The sequence below is a fragment of the Hephaestia mangrovi genome (assembly GCF_019880555.1).
GTDB lineage: Bacteria > Pseudomonadota > Alphaproteobacteria > Sphingomonadales > Sphingomonadaceae > Sphingomonas > Sphingomonas mangrovi.
In genome coordinates this window covers 1-18,096 of sequence record NZ_JAINVU010000006.1, presented here as the reverse complement: position 1 = coordinate 18,096, position 18,096 = coordinate 1, and the positions used below count along the sequence as shown (strand labels likewise).

General features: G+C 62.1%; 24 protein-coding genes and 1 pseudogene. 7 read left to right on the top strand and 18 right to left on the bottom strand.

Going from position 1 to position 18,096, the window contains the following annotated elements:
* Positions 1 to 45 precede the first annotated feature (45 nt).
* The 7 genes from K7G81_RS13700 to K7G81_RS13670 form a co-directional block, all read right to left on the bottom strand.
* Positions 46 to 174: a benenodin family lasso peptide gene (locus K7G81_RS13700; protein WP_223031382.1), complete on the bottom strand. Its 129-nt coding sequence runs from the start codon at positions 172 to 174 to the stop codon at positions 46 to 48.
* Positions 175 to 343: 169 nt separating this feature from the next.
* Positions 344 to 574, bottom strand: coding sequence for a hypothetical protein (locus K7G81_RS13695; RefSeq protein WP_223031381.1), 231 nt, complete (start codon positions 572 to 574; stop codon positions 344 to 346).
* 268 nt (positions 575 to 842) lie between these two features.
* Complete coding sequence (locus K7G81_RS13690; protein ID WP_223031380.1) at positions 843 to 1,253, bottom strand: helix-turn-helix domain-containing protein; 411 nt, start codon at positions 1,251 to 1,253, stop codon at positions 843 to 845.
* A 69-nt stretch (positions 1,254 to 1,322) separates the two neighbouring features.
* The gene (locus K7G81_RS13685; protein ID WP_223031379.1) at positions 1,323 to 2,216 is read right to left on the bottom strand and encodes a phytanoyl-CoA dioxygenase family protein; all 894 of its coding nucleotides are present in this window, start codon (positions 2,214 to 2,216) and stop codon (positions 1,323 to 1,325) included.
* A gap of 15 nt (positions 2,217 to 2,231) precedes the next feature.
* Positions 2,232 to 2,858: an acyl-homoserine-lactone synthase gene (locus K7G81_RS13680; RefSeq protein WP_223031378.1), complete on the bottom strand. Its 627-nt coding sequence runs from the start codon at positions 2,856 to 2,858 to the stop codon at positions 2,232 to 2,234.
* A 62-nt stretch (positions 2,859 to 2,920) separates the two neighbouring features.
* Positions 2,921 to 3,679, bottom strand: a complete 759-nt coding sequence (locus K7G81_RS13675) for a LuxR family transcriptional regulator (RefSeq protein WP_223031377.1) — start codon at positions 3,677 to 3,679, stop codon at positions 2,921 to 2,923.
* Positions 3,680 to 3,894: 215 nt separating this feature from the next.
* Positions 3,895 to 4,506 carry a GntR family transcriptional regulator gene (locus K7G81_RS13670; RefSeq protein ID WP_223031376.1) on the bottom strand — a complete coding sequence of 204 codons (612 nt, stop codon included), beginning with the start codon at positions 4,504 to 4,506 and terminating at the stop codon, positions 3,895 to 3,897.
* Positions 4,507 to 4,579: 73 nt separating this feature from the next.
* On the opposite strand from K7G81_RS13670, the gene K7G81_RS13665 reads away from it, so the two are divergent.
* The 6 genes and pseudogenes from K7G81_RS13665 to K7G81_RS18055 all read left to right on the top strand — a co-directional run bounded on the left by K7G81_RS13665 (position 4,580) and on the right by K7G81_RS18055 (position 8,072).
* Positions 4,580 to 5,176 carry a sigma factor-like helix-turn-helix DNA-binding protein gene (locus K7G81_RS13665; RefSeq protein ID WP_223031375.1) on the top strand — a complete coding sequence of 199 codons (597 nt, stop codon included), beginning with the start codon at positions 4,580 to 4,582 and terminating at the stop codon, positions 5,174 to 5,176.
* Between the two features lie 11 nt (positions 5,177 to 5,187).
* Entirely contained in the window at positions 5,188 to 6,114 is a 927-nt protein-coding gene (locus K7G81_RS13660) for a nucleotidyltransferase and HEPN domain-containing protein (RefSeq protein ID WP_223031374.1), read from the top strand.
* Positions 6,115 to 6,275: 161 nt separating this feature from the next.
* A pseudogene (locus K7G81_RS18060) lies at positions 6,276 to 6,398 on the top strand (transcriptional regulator domain-containing protein); the annotation flags it as partial.
* Between the two features lie 25 nt (positions 6,399 to 6,423).
* Positions 6,424 to 7,029, top strand: coding sequence for a DNA -binding domain-containing protein (locus K7G81_RS17845; RefSeq protein ID WP_255587066.1), 606 nt, complete (start codon positions 6,424 to 6,426; stop codon positions 7,027 to 7,029).
* A 404-nt stretch (positions 7,030 to 7,433) separates the two neighbouring features.
* Positions 7,434 to 7,622 carry a hypothetical protein gene (locus K7G81_RS13645; RefSeq protein WP_223031371.1) on the top strand — a complete coding sequence of 63 codons (189 nt, stop codon included), beginning with the start codon at positions 7,434 to 7,436 and terminating at the stop codon, positions 7,620 to 7,622.
* A 72-nt stretch (positions 7,623 to 7,694) separates the two neighbouring features.
* Positions 7,695 to 8,072 carry a DUF3761 domain-containing protein gene (locus tag K7G81_RS18055; protein WP_223031370.1) on the top strand — a complete coding sequence of 126 codons (378 nt, stop codon included), beginning with the start codon at positions 7,695 to 7,697 and terminating at the stop codon, positions 8,070 to 8,072.
* On the opposite strand, the gene K7G81_RS13635 is transcribed toward K7G81_RS18055, so the two are convergent.
* The 5 genes from K7G81_RS13635 to K7G81_RS18050 all read right to left on the bottom strand — a co-directional run bounded on the left by K7G81_RS13635 (position 8,000) and on the right by K7G81_RS18050 (position 10,436).
* Positions 8,000 to 8,224, bottom strand: coding sequence for a hypothetical protein (locus K7G81_RS13635; RefSeq protein ID WP_223031594.1), 225 nt, complete (start codon positions 8,222 to 8,224; stop codon positions 8,000 to 8,002). The genes K7G81_RS18055 and K7G81_RS13635 overlap by 73 nt on opposite strands.
* Before the next feature lie 115 nt (positions 8,225 to 8,339).
* On the bottom strand, positions 8,340 to 8,996 hold the full coding sequence (locus K7G81_RS13630; RefSeq protein WP_369412113.1) for a JAB domain-containing protein: 657 nt from the start codon (positions 8,994 to 8,996) through the stop codon (positions 8,340 to 8,342).
* Positions 8,997 to 9,042: 46 nt separating this feature from the next.
* Positions 9,043 to 9,489: a hypothetical protein gene (locus tag K7G81_RS13625; protein WP_223031368.1), complete on the bottom strand. Its 447-nt coding sequence runs from the start codon at positions 9,487 to 9,489 to the stop codon at positions 9,043 to 9,045.
* Between the two features lie 51 nt (positions 9,490 to 9,540).
* Entirely contained in the window at positions 9,541 to 9,894 is a 354-nt protein-coding gene (locus K7G81_RS13620; protein WP_223031367.1) for a hypothetical protein, read from the bottom strand.
* Between the two features lie 35 nt (positions 9,895 to 9,929).
* On the bottom strand, positions 9,930 to 10,436 hold the full coding sequence (locus tag K7G81_RS18050) for a LuxR C-terminal-related transcriptional regulator (protein ID WP_369412120.1): 507 nt from the start codon (positions 10,434 to 10,436) through the stop codon (positions 9,930 to 9,932).
* A gap of 162 nt (positions 10,437 to 10,598) precedes the next feature.
* Between K7G81_RS18050 and K7G81_RS13610 the strand changes: the two genes are divergently transcribed.
* Complete coding sequence (locus K7G81_RS13610; RefSeq protein WP_223031365.1) at positions 10,599 to 10,826, top strand: hypothetical protein; 228 nt, start codon at positions 10,599 to 10,601, stop codon at positions 10,824 to 10,826.
* A 51-nt stretch (positions 10,827 to 10,877) separates the two neighbouring features.
* On the opposite strand, the gene K7G81_RS18125 is transcribed toward K7G81_RS13610, so the two are convergent.
* The 6 genes from K7G81_RS18125 to K7G81_RS13585 form a co-directional block, all read right to left on the bottom strand.
* On the bottom strand, positions 10,878 to 10,988 hold the full coding sequence (locus K7G81_RS18125) for a hypothetical protein (protein WP_439649556.1): 111 nt from the start codon (positions 10,986 to 10,988) through the stop codon (positions 10,878 to 10,880).
* 109 nt (positions 10,989 to 11,097) lie between these two features.
* Positions 11,098 to 13,233 carry a S9 family peptidase gene (locus K7G81_RS13605; protein ID WP_223031364.1) on the bottom strand — a complete coding sequence of 712 codons (2,136 nt, stop codon included), beginning with the start codon at positions 13,231 to 13,233 and terminating at the stop codon, positions 11,098 to 11,100.
* A 34-nt stretch (positions 13,234 to 13,267) separates the two neighbouring features.
* Entirely contained in the window at positions 13,268 to 15,865 is a 2,598-nt protein-coding gene (locus K7G81_RS13600; protein WP_223031363.1) for a TonB-dependent receptor, read from the bottom strand.
* 124 nt (positions 15,866 to 15,989) lie between these two features.
* Entirely contained in the window at positions 15,990 to 17,003 is a 1,014-nt protein-coding gene (locus K7G81_RS13595; protein ID WP_223031362.1) for a FecR family protein, read from the bottom strand.
* Positions 17,000 to 17,554: an RNA polymerase sigma factor gene (locus K7G81_RS13590; protein ID WP_223031361.1), complete on the bottom strand. Its 555-nt coding sequence runs from the start codon at positions 17,552 to 17,554 to the stop codon at positions 17,000 to 17,002. Before K7G81_RS13590 ends, K7G81_RS13595 begins: the two co-directional genes overlap by 4 nt.
* 345 nt (positions 17,555 to 17,899) lie before the next feature.
* Positions 17,900 to 18,096 (bottom strand): hypothetical protein (locus K7G81_RS13585; protein WP_223031360.1); only part of this gene is annotated, 197 nt, incomplete at its 5' end.

Genomic DNA, 18,096 nt, shown 5'->3' with positions numbered 1-18,096 from the left:
GCACTGCCAAGGAGGGCGGCGTTCCACCGCCGCCCTCACCGAGCCTCAGTCCCGGCTCAGTCCGAAGGTCGGCAGCAGGCCGATCCCTTCGGGGGAGCCGACATGGCCACCCCTGGTTTCACGGCTGGCCTTGCCGAGATCGACGACCTTGCGGTCAACATCGTTGCGCTTCATCGTTCTTGCTCCTGGTTTACTGCCGCTCGATTGCGACACCGACGATCCTTTGCCGAACCGCGCCGATCACAAAGCCGATACGCGGCATATCCGGCACCAAATATTCGGCCATGTCGCACCCGGTGCCGGGCCGGACGGAGCCCGGGTCGCCAGCTCGTCGAACGGCCGGCTATTGGGCGCGCTTCCGGGACAGGATCATCGCTTCGAATGCCGTGATCGTGGCGGCGTCGGCATGGTCGGGGATCGGTCCGAGGTCGTGCCCGTCGGCATCCTGCAGGATCATCCAGTCGCGCGACCGGGCGGCACGGCGGGCGACGCGCAGCGTCGCGCCGCTCGCGGCGAGTTCGCGATTCAGCGCATCGGCGAATTGTTCGAACAATATCGTGTCGGCTGTCGTCATCTCGACCTCCCAGCGCCCGGCCAGCCGGCGACACGGACGAAATCCGCGTCGGCGCTGAACCGGGTGTTGGAAACCTAAGACAAGCAAAGGCGCGAACGCCTTTAGGCCGGGGGCCCTGGACATACACGTCCGCCACCCGGTCGCTCGAAGCTCCGACTCTTGTCTTGGGGTTTCCACGCCCCACGCTCCCCCAACGAAGGAGCGCGATGCCGCTTCTAGCGGATCGCGGGGGCGGCGTGCAATCGGGCTTGGCAGGCGGGCGGCAGCATCAGTCGCCGCCCAGCATCAGGGCGGCCGCGTCGCGCCACGCGCGCAGCAGTGCCGCGAGCGCTTCGAACAGGGCGTCCGACAGCGCAATGAAGGTCCGCCTGCCGTCATGCGGGTCGGCGCGTGCGATGAATCCGCCCTGCCGGACGAGCATGCGTATCCGCCGCAGCGCGGTGCTCTGTGGCACGTTCGCGCCGATCACCAGGCTGGACATGGCGACGTCTTCACCCGCTACCCGGGCGACGAACAGGTCGAGCATCATGTCCCAGACCGGATCGGCGAAATGCTCGGCGCCCAGCGCCTGTTCGCGCCGACGCCGCTGCTGGAGGAGCAGCCGCGCGAACCGAGCCTCATCGACGAAGACGCTGTCCGGCGGATCGGTCCCGCTTTGCAAGGGGCCGCCGGGCGCCATTGCCTCTCAGCCGAGTACAATCGCGCGTCCGCGCAGGTGCGATCCTCCGGGCGCCAGGTCGTTCACCGATCAGGCGGCCGCCAGGCCGTCGAGAGAGGCATGATATTGCTCGATCAGCGCCTGCTGTTCGGGGCTCATGTCGTCGGCGAACCGGAAGAATTCGGGCAGGTCGCCGCGCAGCAGTTCGGCCGGACTGCGCCCTTCGAAATTGTTGAGGCCGGCGAACCGCTGGCGATAGCCGACCAGATCGGCCAGCGCCGGGCTGAAGGTTCGGGCCACCGACGGCGGATAGGCGAGCCACGGATTCTCGTCGGGCAGCAGCCAGTCGTGGCAATAGCTGAAGATCATCCCGCGGCGCGGCTTCGCCGAGCGGTTGGCGCCCCCCGAATGCAGCGTCTGTCCCAGGAACACGATCGCCGAGCCCGCCGGCGCGACCGCCGAACGCGCGTCGACCTCGCGCGGCAGCATCTCGTTCCAGTCGCCGTGATTGCTGCGCGGCCAGACCCGGGTCGCACCATTGTCCGCGGTGAATCCGTCGAGCGCCCACATCACGTTGACCATGTAGGTCACGGGCGGCGTCTTCGCGCAGCGCCACATGTCGTGATCGCGGTGCGGCGTCTGGACCGGCGCGCCGGGATGGATCTCGATCGCCTGGGTCAGGTTGAGCTGGACCGACGCATCGCCAAGGGCCGACTGCACCAGCGCCATGATCACCGGATGAAGGGCGAAGACGTCGGGATCGCGCAACCGGCTCAGCAGTCGCCCGAAGCGCTTGGTGGTGTGTCCGTAGAACAGGCCGTCGCAGAACGGCGCCTGCGCGAAGCACGGCGCCAGGTCGTCGCGGGCGCGTTCGAGCGCCCAACCGCCAACGGCGTTTTCGAGGATGAGATATCCCTCGTCGCGCAGCCTTTCCGACAGCGCCAGGACATCGAGTGCGCCGGTCGACACGTCATGGATCGTCATCGTGCTTCTCCTGGTTCAGGCGGCGAGCGGGAGGTCGAACTCGACCACGCGCATCATTGTCGGCTCGAAAGCCCAGTCGGGGGCGAGCTGGTGCAGCGTCTGCGAGGTGATGCGGATTTCGAGCGCGCCGAGCAGGCAGCCGCCGACCGTCTGCGGCAGGCCGAGCGGGCGGACGTCCCAGCCGGCAGCGAGGATCTGGCTCAGCCATCCCATTTCGGCGACGCCGGTGTACGAGCGGATACCCGCCATCAGCGCATATTCGACGAACGACCGGACCAGTTGCTTGCGTGCCGCGAGCCGCGCGGTACGGCCGATCCCGGCAGCCAGGCAGAAGCGGGTGATCTCGCGGACATCGGGACCACGCGGCACGTCGCCCTCGCACAGCTGCGGAAAGAGACTGCCGAGAATATGTGGGCGATCGGTCCTGAGCAGGCGCGCCGAGGCGAGATGGGTGCCGGTGGCGGGATCGCGCACCACCAGATAGACCGCCTCGTCGTCGTCGAACGCATCGCGCTCGTAGGTGCCGTCATGCGGTATCGGCCAGCCGAGCAGGTCGACGAACACGCGTTTGCGCGCCGCGTGCATCGCCGCCAGCACCTGGGTGTGCCGATCGCGATTATAGCGGTTGATGAGGGTGACCATTGCCGTCTCCTTTGCGTGAGACTGCTGGTCGACCATATCGGCGGGCGCCGTGCTTCCCCCCTTTAGGGGGGAGGGAGCATCAGGACGTCGCTGAGCGCGATCTGCCCGTCGTAAACGACACGCAGGACGAGCGGGGTGCGGCGGCTGACCCCATAGCGATGGCGCGCCTCGTCGAGATATTCGGTGACCGTATCCTCGGCGATGCCGAGCGCGACAGCCGTTTCGCGGTCGCTGTAGCCCCGCCCGGCGAAGACGATGCAATCGAGCTGGCGCGGCGAGAGGCGGGGCGGCGGCTCGGGGTGTCGGGCGCGCTTGCGCCCCAGGCGGCGCGCGGCATGGAAGGCATAGGCGCCCGACAGCTGGGCGGCGGGCAAGGACGCGGCCGGCAGTGCATGCCCGGTCGCGACCGCGAAGCTGCACGAGCCGTTGGCCTCGCCGGGAATGTTCGCCGGCACGGTGAACCCGTCCTCGATCCCGGCGCGACGCGTGCGCTCGCGCACCCGTCGATGAGCGGGCGTCACCGTGATGAGCCGCGCGATCTGGTCCCAGGTGAAGCCGACGTTGATGCGGTGACTGGCGAGGTGAACCGGGTCGCTCGTCGCCATGCGATCCTCGAGATATTCGTCGACCCAGGCCGCCGGATACGACCACAAGGCGATCGCCTCGCCGTCATGATCGTGCAGGTCGACGTGATGGACGAGCGCGAAATAGTCGAACCCGAGCCGGCAGGCGTGATCGCTCAGCAGGTCTTTGAGCTCGGACGGAAACCGACAGCGCGCCGCTGCGCTGACGAACCGCTGCACCTCTTCGAATTGTCCCATCGCAACTTCCCCGATGCTGCAAGGCGGCAATGTGCCGCCATGGACAGATCAAACACACCCGGCGGCATCAGCCGAAAACAATAAGTACCAGACTGGCACCAAGTCGTAAGAATATGACAACGCAAACAGTAACCTGCATCTTGGTGCTGTTGGATGGACAAGCGGTGATCCGTCGTCTTCGACCGGGCACCTCCAGGATATGTCGCATTCTGGGCTCATTCGGCGGCGGCCCCGTCGGCCGACAGGGCCAGGAGAACGACCCGCGACGCAATCGAGCGACGGCGCCTGTGATAGCGGCGCAGCAATCGGCCGAGCAGCGCGAGTGAGGCGGCGGCGCGCTCGATCGCCGCCAGTTCGTCCGCCGAGTCGGGAAGCAATTGCGCCTCGAGGCGGCGATAGCGATCGAGCCGATCATCGAGCCGGGCCATCACGCGGACGAATTCTGCATTCCCGGTCGCTCGTGCCAGCGCGGAGAAGACCTGTCGCGGCCGATCAGCGGAGCCGGGCGCGCCTTCCGGAGACATGTCGAGGTCGGCGCCGCGAGTCCAGCGAAGCGCCAGGGCGGTCAACCGCTCATGCAGGTCGATGAGCGCGATCAGGTCGGCTTCGCCGACCGGCGCCGGTCGCAGACCGCCCTTCGGATGCAGGTCGAGCAACCCCTCGCCGAGCAGCCGCATCGCTGCTTCGCGCACCGGCGTGGTGCTGACATCATAGCGGGACGCCAGTTCGGCGAAGTCGAGCCGGACATGGATGCTCAGGACTCCGCTTGCGACATCTTCCTTGAGCTGCGCGTAGACGCGCTCGCTGATCGTATCCGGGTCGCTCATTCACCCGTCCTCGCCACTCTCGACTGAACGGGACCGGCGCACATGTGCCGCGCCCCGCAGTGCGCGCAAGCTGTTGGACCTGCGCAAGCGTGGCGACAACGCGAACAAGTGCCGGAGTGGCTCGATCATGACGATGGGCGACCGTCGATCGGTCGCGGTGCAGGACGATTCCGTTCGTGCCTGGTCCTATGGCGGTTGCGCGACGACACAACCCGCCGCCGCCAGGGCCCGGGTTGCATGGCCTCCGGCCATGCGGCCCGCGCCAGCCCTGCGCGGCGGGTTCCCCGGCGCTGAAGCGCCGGTGCGTCGTCGACGCTCGGCCCGCCATCGGCGGACCGGCCTCGATCGGGATCGTCCGATCCTCACCGGAGCCGAATTCATGCGCTTTCTCGCCACTCTCTTTCGCCATGCCGGGTTCTCGCTCGGCATCCGCCGGCGGGCGTCGGCCCTCCACACCGATCCAGGCGCGCGCCTTCGCGCGGCCTGCGCGCGGCTCCCCGAGCCGGCGCGGTCGGTCTATCTGCTGAGCGCGCGCGACGGCCTGTCGTTCGGCGAGATTGGCGTGCGGCTCGACCTGTCGGTCGCGGTCGTCGAGCGTGAACTCGCGACCGCGCTCTACCGGCTGGCGAGCGACGATATCGGCGTGACATCGGGTCCGCTCGACAGCTAGGTTCGAGTATCATGCGAACCGATCTCGATCACCTGCCAGCGGCCAAGCAGCGCGAACTCGAGCGTGTCGTCGAAATCCTGTTCGAGGAATTCGGCGACGCCAACGGTCTCGCCACCGGCAAGCGCAAGGCCGGGCGCATTCTCAAGATCATCCTGTTCGGCAGCTATGCCCGCGGCGGCTGGGTCGACGAGCCGCATACTGCCAAAGGCTACCAGTCCGACTACGACCTGCTGATCATCGTCAACCAGGCCGAGTTGACCGACCGCGCGACCTACTGGCATCGCGCCGAGGAGCGGCTGATCCGCGAGATGACGATCACCAGGACGATACGGACGCCTGTAAATTTCATCGTCCACACGCTGCAGGAAGTGAACGACGCGCTTGCCCACGGCAGGTTCTTCTTCATCGACATCGCCCGCGACGGCGTCGCGCTTTACCAGGCCGACGACAAGCCGCTCCACAGCCCTCGGCCAAAGACGCCGCAGCAGGCGCTCGAACTGGCGCAGGAATATTTCGATGAATGGTTTCCTGCGGCGATGCGAAAGTTTGAACTGGCAAACGACGCACTTCGGAAGGAATTCCTCAAGGAATCCGCGTTCCTGCAGCATCAGGTCGTTGAGAGCCTTTACCATTGCCTGCTGCTGGTCTGCACCTTTTACACGCCCCACGTTCACAACATCGCCTTCCTGCGCAGCCAGGCCGATAAGCTCGATCCGCGGCTCGTCCACATCTGGCCTCGCGCGACGCGGGCCGACCGGGCGCGGTTCGAGAAGCTCAAGGAAGCGTACGTCAAGGCGCGCTATTCGAAGCATTATCGGATCAGCGCTGACGAACTGACCTGGCTCGCTGCTCGGATCGAAGAACTCGGCCAGGCTGTTCAAGCGGTTTGTTCGGATCGGCTTCGCGCGCTGACACGAGCCGTGGAGCAATCTGCCTGAGCGCGACTGCTGGAGCTAACTCTGCTGCTGGCGGTTGGTCCCCCCCTTGAGGGGGGTGCCTCCAAGTCTGCCTCGCGACCAGTCTGTCGTTCTCGATCATTGATGGGGAGCGGCACGATGGAGATTTCGCGCAACGACAATTTGTCGAGACCTGCGTCACCATGACCGCCGATTGGCAGAGCGCAAAGGCCTATCAGGGCCTGCGTGCAGCCGGTCGATCGGCGCTCGCCTGGGAAGTCCTTCGGCGCGATCCCGATTACCCTTGGGCAGCGCGAGCGGCCAAGAGCATTCTCCCCGTGGCTGCGCCGGATGCGTTCGTCGCTCGCTGGGGGCTGTACTTTCGCGGAAGACCCAAACCGACCCTTCGATCACGCGCGCGTCATTTGGAGCGCTGCCGTCGATCCGACTGTTCTGACGGTGTCCGCCTGCGCTGCCGGCGACGGATTCTTCGACCTGTCCCGCCAGCCCCATTCGGTTGCGGTCGATCGGCGCGGCCATGAGCATGTCGTCATTAGAACGCCGGGCAGCACGCTACGTTTGGATGTTATATCGGGAACAGTTCTCGCTGGCCCGGTTACGCTACGGGTGCACCTGGATTGCACAACTATGATCCCGTCCAGGCTATCGGGGCTTGATCGCCTGCTGCGGCTCATCGGTATTCGCGACCCGGGCCGCCGACCGCCCCGCTCCGATCCAAGGTTGGCACGCCTCGTCGAGGCGCTTCGCGTAGCCGACGCTTTGGCCGATGGTGCGAGCCTACCCCGGATCGCTGCTTCGCTTCGCGGCGCGCAAAGCGCTTCCGCCGATTGGCCCGGCGCCGGTGAAAGCATCAAATCGTCGGCTCGCCGCAAGGTCGCCCTCGCACGGCAGCTCACCGCCAAGGGGCCAGCCGCGATTATGAATGGAAAAGTTTAGGTCGGAGTTCGGGGCCAAGCAGTTTTCCGGTACGGCAGTCCGCGAGTCGCTTTCCCGGCTCAGCTTCCAGAATTCAGACAAGCCGCAGTTCAGACCGAATTTCAGCTCTGACCGCAAGCGCCAACATAGCCGTCGTACTGGACCGCAAAACGGATCGCTGGCAGCCGCCCTTCGTTCATGGACATCCTCAGCCCGACCGGATAGCTGGAATAGGGTGGGTAGCGGAAAGGCGGCCGGCAAGTCGCCTCATGCGCTTTCGGAGCGGCATCCAGATAGCTGAAATGCGAAAGGGGGCGGTCTGTGACCGCCCCATCTGGACTTCCAAAGCTATCGATTACGCGGGCTTGGCACCTGGGGCGCCACATTTGGCAAACTTGCCCTTCGTATCCTTGCAGCGAACCGGCTTGGCGGGCTTCTTCTCGGCGCATTTGATGAACTTGCCATGTGCGTCGCGGCAATGGGTGGCGGCGAAGCTCGGGGTCGTGGCCATCGTGAGAACGGCGGCGGCGAAAGCGATCGAACGAAGCATCGTTGATCTCCTGCTCATGTTCAGCGGTTCGATGCTGCACCGCTTCGCTTCGATCGGCAAATGACATCGTGTTCATAAAGTCTGCACGTGTTGACGATAGGCGTGATCGGCCGACTATCGCGATTGGCGGCCATCTATGCGAGCGATGCTATTAGCGGCTGGACTGCTGGGTCTGTTAGCCACGCCGATCAGCGCCGGCGGGCAATCCAGACACCCGGCGCCGGCGACCTGTTCCGCAGGGACCTATACCAACAGCCGAGGCAACGAAGTCTGTCGGCCCGTGCGAGCCAATCGGCCTCCGGTCGGGGCGACAGCGAAATGCCGCGACGGCACCTATAGCTTCTCGCAGAGCTATCGCGGGACGCGCTCGCACCACGGCGGGGGCAGACCTGGCTATAGCCGACAGCGGTCGAGCTTCCCCCGTGTGAGGGCAGCCAGCAATCAGTTCGGCAACGCCGCACGCTCAAAAGCTAGTCCCGCATCGATCGCAGCATCCGCAATGGCCGGAAAATAGCGGAGCTCGACAATCAGGGCGGCACCATCCCAGCTAGATTCGTCCGGGGCCATTGCATCCAACCAGCGCTCTCCTCGTATGGTCATCGGCTCGATTTGTGCGAGCCCCGCATGCCTGGTCGCCAACAAATCGGCGCCGGCGCCGGGTGGCACCAGCGCCTCTACGAGTTTTCGGGTTTCGGGAGGTAAGAGACCCATTTGCGGACTAGGTCAGATTGTCCGGTATCCCGCCAGCAAGACTCGCACCGGAATGGATGGATCGCCTATCTCAAATCAAGCCAGCCGAGCGCATGCTCGAATGCGCCACGGGGCTCACGATGATATGATCGTGCACAGCGATCCCGAGCGGTTTACCGGCCTGAATGATCGCCCGCGTGACGTCGATGTCGGCACGGCTTGGAGTGGGGTCGCCGCCTGGGTGGTTGTGGACCAGGATCATCGATGCCGCCTCGAGCTCCAGTGCTCTCGCGATCACCTGGCGGACATGGAAGCTGCACTCGTCGATCGTCCCGGTCCACATCAACTGGTCCTTGATCAGGTAATGGCGGGTATTGAGGTAGAGGACTCGCACGCATTCGACCTGGCGCTGGGCAAGGTCTGCTCTGAGGTAATCGATCAACGGCTGCCATGCATTGAGTAGTGGGCGATCAGCTATCCGGCCACGGGCGAGGTGGGTGGCGGCCCGGTGGAACGACGCAAGGTGGCGGACTGCATCCAAATCTCTCGTGACGCGCAAATGCTGCGCGTTTCCGGCACCGAATATTGCGGGAAACGCGCCGAATTCTTCGAGCAAGATTGCAGCGGTGCGCGTCGGCGTTGCAGTGGTGCCCAGGATCCATTCGAGATGGAGGAGATCGGCTCGCACGCTGCCGACTTCGGGCCGGTCGGCATTGGGCGCCGCTGTGGCTATCAGCGCGTTGCGCACGGACCGCATCCCCGCAATACTAACCTGGCCCGCCATCGGCCGTAGCTCAGTGAGTGTACGGGCGCCTTTTCGATGGGTGAAGCGCGAAGGTCGCGGTTCCGACCGCGAGCAACAGAAGAGACGGATAGCCACCACTGCCCGTCATGATCGCGTAGGCAAGCCGGGACATGCCTGGCACCGCCAGCTTGGCTATGTGCGCCGTGACGACGACAAACTGCAACGCCGACGCTGCGTAGAGCCATCTCCTTTCGTATCGGACGAGGAACACAATCAGGACGATCAGAAGCCCTAGATCCACGCTCGCCACACCGACATCGACCGTGCGATACGCATGCGACAACGGTGCCCGGACCAACGTCTCCGTGACGGCAGCGCATAGATAGGCAATTCCTGCCGATTTCTCCGCCGGGCCGCCCCATTTCATCGCGGTCCCGACGGCGAGCAGCAGAGCCGGCCAAAACATCCAGACATAGAAGATCGTCCAATTCGGCATGTGGTCGACCGGACCACCGATGGCGTGCCCGGTCAACCGTTGTCAGGAATATCAGGCAACCACCCGCAGCGGTTCCTGCAGGGCTGCCTCATTGGGCGGGCATTCGGGCACATATTCGATAAAGCCGAGCTCCTCGGTCAGCTTCGACAGTTGCTCGTGAGCTTCGAGCATCTTGGCTCGGCTGGCGATCGCGAGGCGGGCGCTCTCGGCGACCAGGTCGATTACCGACGTCCCCGTCGAGGGTTTCAAGGACGCGGCGGAATGCCGCTCGATCAATGTCCCCGAACACACCGATAGCTGGGCCGCCGCGGTGATGATCGCTGCTTCCGCAGGGAGGAACGCGGACGCAACATCGCTCCCGAGCGATTTGCGAGCCTCGACGATATGACGATATTTATTGAACATGAGCAGTCTCCAGCCCGCAGGCGGAGACCTGCGGGTTATTGTCGTTGCTGATATGGCTGGATGAGATTCGCGAGCGACTGAGCATCCCGGCCCAATTGCGGCGCTGCGAGCAACAGGATCGCAAGCGCGGCAGCAAGGCCGGCTACTATTGCGACTACACGAAGCGTTCTGTGCCGTCGTTCACCGTTTCCCCCCCGCCGGTCAAACTGAGCCAGTGGCTCGTGGAAGCTCGTCGGTGTGGGAATTTCCCGAACCTTCGAGCCGTGTTCAGTTGGCGGCGGCGAGGTTGGGAAGTCGACCGGAGGAAAATCACCGGTCAGTTTTTCACCGGCGGTAGCCGTCTTGCCTTCTTCCCAGATGCGGACCGCATCGCGACGGCTGCGCGCGCCCAAAGCAGCGACGGCGGCCGCGATGTGCCCATCGACCGTGTGCGGCGAGATGCCAAGACGTTCCCCGATCTGCGCCGAATCGAGATGATCGGCGACGCCTTCGATGCATTGCCGCTGTCGGCGCGACAGCGTGCCCCCCTTATTTCGACCCATAATGGGACTAGTAGCGCGGACCTTCGCCAAGCTCACGCCAAAACCATTGCTACTTCCGAAGATCGCCGTCGGAGGAATTACATCCATATCGGATCAAACGGCTCCCGTTTGGTTCAAGCGAGGGCATGCCACGCATGAACAATGCCGATAAAGCGGCGCGCCATGTTCGATCGATTCGTTCAGCTTCAGGAGGCGGTCAGGGATGCCTTGCGTGAGGCAGACGACCTATGGGTTCACAGTCCTCGCGGAAGCGCCGAGGCCGTGGCATTGTCCGACGTAGGCATCGGCCTCGAGCGCGCAGCCCTGGCCATGGCGCAAATTACAGGCTCGCCGGTGCTCAGCGGGTCGGATTTCACAGAAACGACCAAAGCGCTGACACGAACGCCGTAACGGCAAGAACAGTGACGATCGAGGCTTCAATGTCGAGGACTGTGGGGCGCTTCATTGCGGATGGCCGTCTCGAAGCAGATCCAGTTGAGCGGCGATTTCCTTCCAGCGCTCGATCCCTTCCAAATCACCTGCCAACGCCAGCGCCCCGATCCGCTCGGCGATGAATCGCGGCGCATCCGGCCGGTCGTCTCTAAACCGCTTAAGGAGTCAGCGACAATGGCACCGAGTTGATCTCGCCCGTCGTTTGCGCCGGTCATGGAATTCGTAACCTTCACTGAGCCTGCGTCGAAGCGTCTTCATCGGGTCTAAGATATTTTGCAAAGAAGGCCATCTCACGATTGTAGAGATCGCGAAGTCCGGCGCCCTCGAAGACATGACCTTGGTTTGGATATCTTAGAAGTGTCACCTTCTTTCCCGCATACCGAAGCGCCTGATACATTTCGATCGTGCCGAGCAGAAAACTGCCGTCATCGTCTCCGTCCGCGAGCAGCACCGGAGTCGTGACGTTTTTGGCACGAAAGACCGCCGAAAGCCTTACCCACGCGTCGGCGTCGTCGAGCGGCGAGACCCCCGCCCATTGCGACAACATGCCCCACTCCCCGTAGAGCAACGGCTCGCCCGTCCAATTTGGGATAACCGGCGCGACAATCACCGCGCATTTGAAGCGAGGCGTTTGCGTGATGAGATAGTCGGCAACGCCGCCGCCGTTGCTATGCCCGTAAACGCACATGCGACCGGGATCGACGAGGCCGCGCCGGACTAGTTCATCGACGCCACTCATCACGTCGTCCTTCATCGTGTCCCAGCCCTTCGGCCCCTTGCTTGCCGCACAATAGTCGGCCGCGCCGGTGCAATTCACCCACACATGCGGCGCGCGCGCTTGATACGGCTTGAACACCATATATCCCGCCGCGGCCCAGGCTTGATTGCCATACATCGGAAACATCCAACCCGCCCCGCTGTACTGCGGATAAGCATCGACAATGAGCGGGTACCGCCGACCCGGAACGTAATCCGGCGGATAAAGGAGCGCTCCGTTCAGGTCGAAGCCAGCCGCGGTCCGATAGCTGATGGTCTGAATGCGCCCAAGCTCGAGATCATGCTTGGGGGGTGGCGCCAGTGAGGCCAGCTTTCTTCGAGCTTTTCCGCGAACCGATCCCAAAAATATCTCGGAGTCAGCGGCCATTTCTTCGGAGTTTGGCCGCGGTTCAAGCCAAGCAAGCGAGCCGTCTCCTGCTCGCGACCAGAAATACCCGATATGCGAATAGAGTGGTTTGGGCGCATCCTTCCCAAATGACAATCGACCGAGCGTTTTGACATGATCAACGACATAGGACAGCAACAGCCCATTGCCGTCGTCAGTCCACTGATAATTTTGTAGAAATATTCCGAGAGCGTAATCTTTGAGTTGATGCCCGGTCCGCGCGTCGACGATGCGTATGGTCGGCTTGGCACCGTAATTGCCGACGAGGAATGCCAGACGCTTGCCATCGGGTGACCACCGCGGCTGGAATTTTAGATCTAGCCCGCTCGCGAGTACGGTTTCGCGACCGCTACGGAGGTCCAGCAGACGAATTTCGCCGCTTTTCGCGGTCACGATCTTCGTGTTCTCGGCAATCGAGGCATAGGCGATCATATTACCATCCGGCGAGAAGACCGGATGGAAGAAAGCTCCCGGGCCGCTTTCAACCGTGTGCTCCTTGCCGGAGGCCACATCGACGATGTGAAGTCGGTTAACGAGCTTCCTCGTGAGATCGGGTTTGCGGACGTCGAAGCGCCAGCCGTCGCTCGATTCGACGACGCCTCCTTCGGCAATGCCCGGTCTCGTGAATACCCCGGAAAGAACAGAGTCGATTGATGACGTGCCATCCAGCACCATCGGCTCATTTTCAGCACGCCGAACCGCATAGGACTCGCGTGATGCAAAGACGATCTTCGAGCTATCCGGGGACCAATCGAAACGAAAAGCTTCAAGCGGAAATCCGGATACACGGGTGAGCGGATCAGGATCGACGCCGTGAGGAAAGGACGTCAGTTGCCATGCGGAAGGGGCGCCGAGCCGCCAAGCCCATAGTTGCATGGTGCCGTTACGGATCGAATAGAGTGCGAGATATTTTCCGTTCGGCGACCATAATGGAAGAACTCCTTCGCCGATATCGTTTACGACTTTCCCCGACGTGGCATCGATGATCCTGATCTTCCGGTTATAGTCCTCTGCGACATGTTTCCCGTCCCCGGAAAGGTCGATCGTCGTGATCGCGTTATAGGGAATCTTGACCATGTCATCGAATGTGACCTTGTGGCGGTCACCATGAACCGACCTGCCGGCGGTGGCTACGGCTGCCGATGACACAGACAATGCCAGAGCCGATACCGCCAGACGCGTGACCTTGTTGAGCTTAATCATTTCAGCCCCCCTTCCCGATTATCACTTGATGAAATCAGAGCGTCATCGAGATGGTGAGGTTCACTGTGCGTCCGATTCCCGAGTAATTTGTGGAATCATATGTCGGCCTGTAAACGGTCAGTGCCTTCATATATGGCGGTGACACATCGAAAATATTGCTGAAGGCGAGATTGAGGGAAACGCCCCTCAATATACCGGCCCCAAAATCGTAATTGCCGACCAGGTCGATCGTGGTCATAGAAGACCCATCCGTTGCGGGCGTGACGAGATTGTTGGTGACCCCGCCAATCTGGTTCACAGCCGATGAAATCGTCAGCCCCCGCTGCGACCAGCTCGCAGCCATCCTTCCCCTGAATTTCGGCGCGAAGAAAACCACGCCGGTAATTGCCGTTTTGGGCGCTAGGCTGGTGACTTTGCGCGTACCTTTGAGGAACCATGCGGCGTTGCCGTTGATCGTCAGATGCCCGCCGAGAAACCGGCTAACGTACCGTCCAGAGAGATCGATTGTAGAGACGTGATCCGCGGCGGCGTTGATGTAGCGATTGTCGACGATCGCGTAGACTTCGGAAGGATCATATGGCCGAGGTGAATAGTCTGGGTTGCCTTCGTTTAAAAAGAAGCTTCCAACAGGAGAGCCTGCCGCGGCGAAGGCAGCATCCTGCTCAGCGGTCGTTGGCGCATTCGTCACGAATTGCTGCGCTGCCGGGTCCACCAGAGCGGCGGTATAATCGGAGACGGCTTGGACGGCACGGTCAGTGTAGCGGACATCGGACCAGCTCAGATCAAGCGCTAGCCCCGGCACCATATCCGGCGTGATGCCGAAACCGGCGGTGAAGGTCTTCGCGCGTTCCGGCTTCAGATCACGATTGCCGCCCCACTGCAGCATGATTGTGCGGCCGGCAGGGGCACCGCCAAACGACGCTGATGGCAGATAATACAAAACCGAGGCTTGATATTGCTGAAGCAGGGCGGGCGCCTTGAAGCTTCTGCCCCAGCTTGCTTTCACTTCGAGCCCGGGAACCAGACCCCAGATAACGCCCAGCTTCGGTGTGACCGTTTCTCCGAAGTTGTCATAATGTTCGTAGCGAACCGCACCATCGATGGAGAGACACGAAACGAAAGGGATATGCTGCGCTTCAGCAATGAATGGCAACCTAGTCTCGACATAAGCGGAATAGCTGGTGTTATGACCAGAAACGTCCCCGGGTTGGCTGCCGGCCACAACTTCACGCAAATTGCCTCTTCGCCATCCGATGCCGAACGACGTTCGCACCTCGCCGCCCGGGAGCTTGAACAGCGACCCTTCGGCATCCACGCCGACAGCCTGGCTGTCGTTGACGCTTTGCTCCTGATAGAAGAGGGTGCGTTCGCCGGTCGTGAGACTGTAGTAATCGTTTTTATAGTTTGTCGTATCGCGATTGAAGTCGGCGTTGAGGTTTAGCTGCCAATCCTTCGATATGTCGATAGCTAGGCGGGGAGCGATGTGCCACGCTCGGGCGCCAGTCAGCTGGATAACGTCATAGGTAGAAACCAACTCCTGGCGAGCATCTCTATCTGAAAACAGCGCGTCGATCGAGAATGTCGTCGACGGCCCGATTTTCTGGTGCCCCGTCAAAACGACGCTTTTCTGGGTAATCGATGGGTAGATCTGTGTGCTTTCGGGGATCGTGTCGAGAAAATCTCGCTGCGAAGCCGAAATCGCAGTGTTGTGTAAAATGTCGCCCGCAATCAGGAGGCCGCCAGATTGCCAGACCTTTCCGCCGACTGCGGAAAAGTCCGACTGCTCGTAGCCCCCGTCCGTCGCTGTTCCGACGCGAGCCGACAGCCCTACGCCGTCATAATCGCGCCTTAGCATCACATTGGCGACGCCGGCTACGGCGTCGGAACCGTATACGGCCGACGCTCCGTCGAGCAGCACCTCAACGCGATCGATCGCCGCCACGGGGATCGCAGATATGTCGACCGCCTCGAACGGGCCCTCATAGGACATGCGTTGGCCGTTCAACAGCGTCAGCGTCGCGCCAGGCCCCAGTCCGCGAAGGTTGAAGGCGGAGCCGCTCGAAATATTCTGGTTGGTGATCGAGCCGCCGCCTGCCCCGACACCGGGATTCTGCCCTCCGGAAAAGTTTTCCGGTATTGACCGGGCAACCTCGCCGAGATTGTTGAAGCCACCCTGTCGGATTTGCTGCTGCGTGATCGTGACGACGGGCGAGGCCACCTCAGCGCCGCGGATATGAGTACCGGTAACGACGATCGTTTCGGCGTCGTTCGGAGCGACAGACTCGTCACTGACGGAGGTCTGATCCGTTGAGGCGCGCACCATCAATACGCCGGAGGAATCGATTTCCACCTTGAGGCCCGTGCCCGAAATCAGCGCCTTGAGCGCCTCTTGCACCGAATACCGACCGTGAAGCCCCGAGACCCTGCGGCCCCGCACCAGGTCTTCGGAATAGATGATCTGTTGCGACGAGATTTGCGAGAAATCCGTAAGAGCCTGACCGAGCGACTCCGCCGGAATGTCGAACTGGTAGGTCGGATCCTTGGCATATGCCTCGTCGACAGTGCCGAAGAACGCCGCTCCGACGAACGCGGACGTCAGCAACAATGCGCCCCAGCGCCGATTTCCGATCATGTGATGCCCCCTTCATCAAGGCGCTCCCCAATCCGGGCAGCGTTCCCATGAAGGCAAGAACGGAGCGTAGCGAAAATCCTCAATTCGCCGCTCAAAAATATTTCGCATCACTGTCGCTATGGCGTCACGAACTGCGCTGCAACATGATGTCATTGTCAGCGGTCGTCGTAGCCTGGACCGGGAAATAGTTAGTCACCGCGCTGACGAAGGAACCGACGTCGCCGGCGTTAAAGACGCCGCTGATCCTCAGCGAGGCAACTGACGGATCAACAATCACGGGCCGCTCGGTATAGCGGTTTATGCGCGCAACGGCCCCCGCCAATGTCTCGTTCCTGAAAATGAGATGGCCCGATTCCCAGGCCGTCGCAGTTTGCAGATTGACGGCCTCTATCACCGGCGCGCTATTCGGCGACGCGATCATCTCCTGGCCAGCCGCCAGCGATAACGGTCCCCTCACCTTCCCGCCTAGCCCCGGGTCCCGCGATTCCGCATCCTTGATGACGACATGGCCCCGGATCAACGTCACGAGCACCTTCCCTCTGACCTTCTCGACGTTGAATGACGTCCCGACCGCAACCACGGTTTCGGTTCCGGCAGTCACGGCAAACGGTCGGGCCACGTCATGCGCGACATCGAAGCGGGCACGACCTCGGTCGAGCTCCAGCACGCGGGCATTGTCGCTGTAGCGAACCCTTACCTCTGTGTCGGAATCCAGCGAAATCCTTGAGCCATCGGGCAATGCGGCGACACGCCGTTCCCCGACATCCGTTTCATAGACGCCAGCCCTTTGTCGGATAGTGTACAAGACACCGCTGCCCAGCAGGGCAATGACGAGTAGTGCTGCCGCCGCGCGCGCGACCCAGCGCCTCGGTCGCCAGTGACCGAAGCCCACGTGATGCGGTCGCTGCAACGCAGCGCGACGCATCTCCAGCAATTCGGGCGACGCTCCGATTTCGACCAACGCTCCATGACCATCTTCGACAGCATGAAAGGCTCGCCGATTTTGCTCGTCACTCATCCACTCCAGAAACACCAATGAGCGTTCCAAGGCGGGGTCATTACTGACGCGCAGCTGCCACTCGGCCGCTGCCTCGAGCCGGAACCTATCTTCAGGAGAAAGTTCAGAAAAGCTGCTCATGGGCGCAGGAACCTCGCGCCAAGGTGCGCCATACCTTTCATGACGTGCTTTTCCACCGCACTCACAGAAATCCCATGTAAGGCCGCAATATCGCGGTGGCGCATGTTCTCAAGCCGCGAAAGGATGAAAACATCGCGCGTGCGCTCACTGAGTTCTCCTAGTGCCAACAAAACTTGATCCAGCGTTTCACGCCCGATGAGAACGCGCTCTGGATGCCGATCCTCGACGAGGCTCGGTGTATTGATCGCGTTCTCAAAGGCATTTTCCCAGCTTCGATGGGCGCTGGCTCTACGCGACACCTGCGCCCGGGCACGATCCTTAAGAAGATTCGACGCGATCACGAAGATGTAAGCGTCGGCTGCTTTGCCTTGCGGCTTGTCAGGATGACGGGTTAAGCGCGCGAAGACCTCCTGCGTCAGATCCTCGGCTTCGCCACGGTCATACACTCGCTTTAGAAAATAGCCGAACAGGACGGAGCGGTAGCGCCGGTCGAGTTCTTGCCAGAGCCGCCCGGTTTCATTGGTGACGTCGGCGTTCCTGTCCTTGTGCATGCGTCGTCCTTCTCGCGAAGACTACGCGCGGAAGACCTGAAACCGAAGAAAGATATTAAGTGAGGAATAATGAGTGGGGCACGTTTATAGGAGGTTTCCCACTTGCTCGTCCTGACCACGCGATGAAGTTCTGGGCAGATCGCCGCCTTCGATGTGGCGGCCGAACTTCACCAACGTCGTCTGGATTTCCCCCGAGCGCGCAGTCCCTTTTTCAGCACAGTAGATGAGAGGCTCGGCTGCCGCGCAGGCCGGCGATACCGGTCGCTGTCGCCGTTCCGGCCTCGACCAAACGAGCATGGTTTTCTGAGGAAAACACGGCAAAGAATCTAAATCAATAATGTCCGACTAGATAATTTCTAAAGAACTTTTCACTCCTGGTCCAAAGATCGTGCAAATTTCCGGGACTCGATATAAGTGAACCGCGCCGGGTTTGCCGGAGGCTCCAACTCCTGAGAAGGTGGAGCCTGTATGAGCAAGACGACGAACAAGTTTGCGCCGGAGGTCCGCGATCGTGCGGTGCGGATGGTTTTCGATCACGAGCG

Bases quoted from the DNA above. Each gene is read 5' to 3' on its own strand.
- K7G81_RS13695 (WP_223031381.1), bottom strand. From the start codon at position 574: ATGACGACAGCCGACACGATATTGTTCGAACAATTCGCCGATGCGCTG.
- K7G81_RS13620 (WP_223031367.1), bottom strand. From the start codon at position 9,894: ATGTTCAATAAATATCGTCATATCGTCGAGGCTCGCAAATCGCTCGGG.
- K7G81_RS13675 (WP_223031377.1), bottom strand. From the start codon at position 3,679: ATGGGACAATTCGAAGAGGTGCAGCGGTTCGTCAGCGCAGCGGCGCGC.
- K7G81_RS13595 (WP_223031362.1), bottom strand. From the start codon at position 17,003: ATGAGCAGCTTTTCTGAACTTTCTCCTGAAGATAGGTTCCGGCTCGAG.
- K7G81_RS13605 (WP_223031364.1), bottom strand. From the start codon at position 13,233: ATGATTAAGCTCAACAAGGTCACGCGTCTGGCGGTATCGGCTCTGGCA.
- K7G81_RS13680 (WP_223031378.1), bottom strand. From the start codon at position 2,858: ATGGTCACCCTCATCAACCGCTATAATCGCGATCGGCACACCCAGGTG.
- K7G81_RS13690 (WP_223031380.1), bottom strand. From the start codon at position 1,253: ATGGCGCCCGGCGGCCCCTTGCAAAGCGGGACCGATCCGCCGGACAGC.
- K7G81_RS17845 (WP_255587066.1), top strand. From the start codon at position 6,424: ATGCGTTCGTCGCTCGCTGGGGGCTGTACTTTCGCGGAAGACCCAAAC.
- K7G81_RS18050 (WP_369412120.1), bottom strand. From the start codon at position 10,436: ATGGGTCGAAATAAGGGGGGCACGCTGTCGCGCCGACAGCGGCAATGC.
- K7G81_RS13590 (WP_223031361.1), bottom strand. From the start codon at position 17,554: ATGCACAAGGACAGGAACGCCGACGTCACCAATGAAACCGGGCGGCTC.
- K7G81_RS18055 (WP_223031370.1), top strand. From the start codon at position 7,695: ATGCGAGCGATGCTATTAGCGGCTGGACTGCTGGGTCTGTTAGCCACG.
- K7G81_RS13625 (WP_223031368.1), bottom strand. From the start codon at position 9,489: ATGCCGAATTGGACGATCTTCTATGTCTGGATGTTTTGGCCGGCTCTG.
- K7G81_RS13700 (WP_223031382.1), bottom strand. From the start codon at position 174: ATGAAGCGCAACGATGTTGACCGCAAGGTCGTCGATCTCGGCAAGGCC.
- K7G81_RS13660 (WP_223031374.1), top strand. From the start codon at position 5,188: ATGCGAACCGATCTCGATCACCTGCCAGCGGCCAAGCAGCGCGAACTC.
- K7G81_RS13610 (WP_223031365.1), top strand. From the start codon at position 10,599: ATGTTCGATCGATTCGTTCAGCTTCAGGAGGCGGTCAGGGATGCCTTG.
- K7G81_RS13600 (WP_223031363.1), bottom strand. From the start codon at position 15,865: ATGATCGGAAATCGGCGCTGGGGCGCATTGTTGCTGACGTCCGCGTTC.
- K7G81_RS13685 (WP_223031379.1), bottom strand. From the start codon at position 2,216: ATGACGATCCATGACGTGTCGACCGGCGCACTCGATGTCCTGGCGCTG.
- K7G81_RS13670 (WP_223031376.1), bottom strand. From the start codon at position 4,506: ATGAGCGACCCGGATACGATCAGCGAGCGCGTCTACGCGCAGCTCAAG.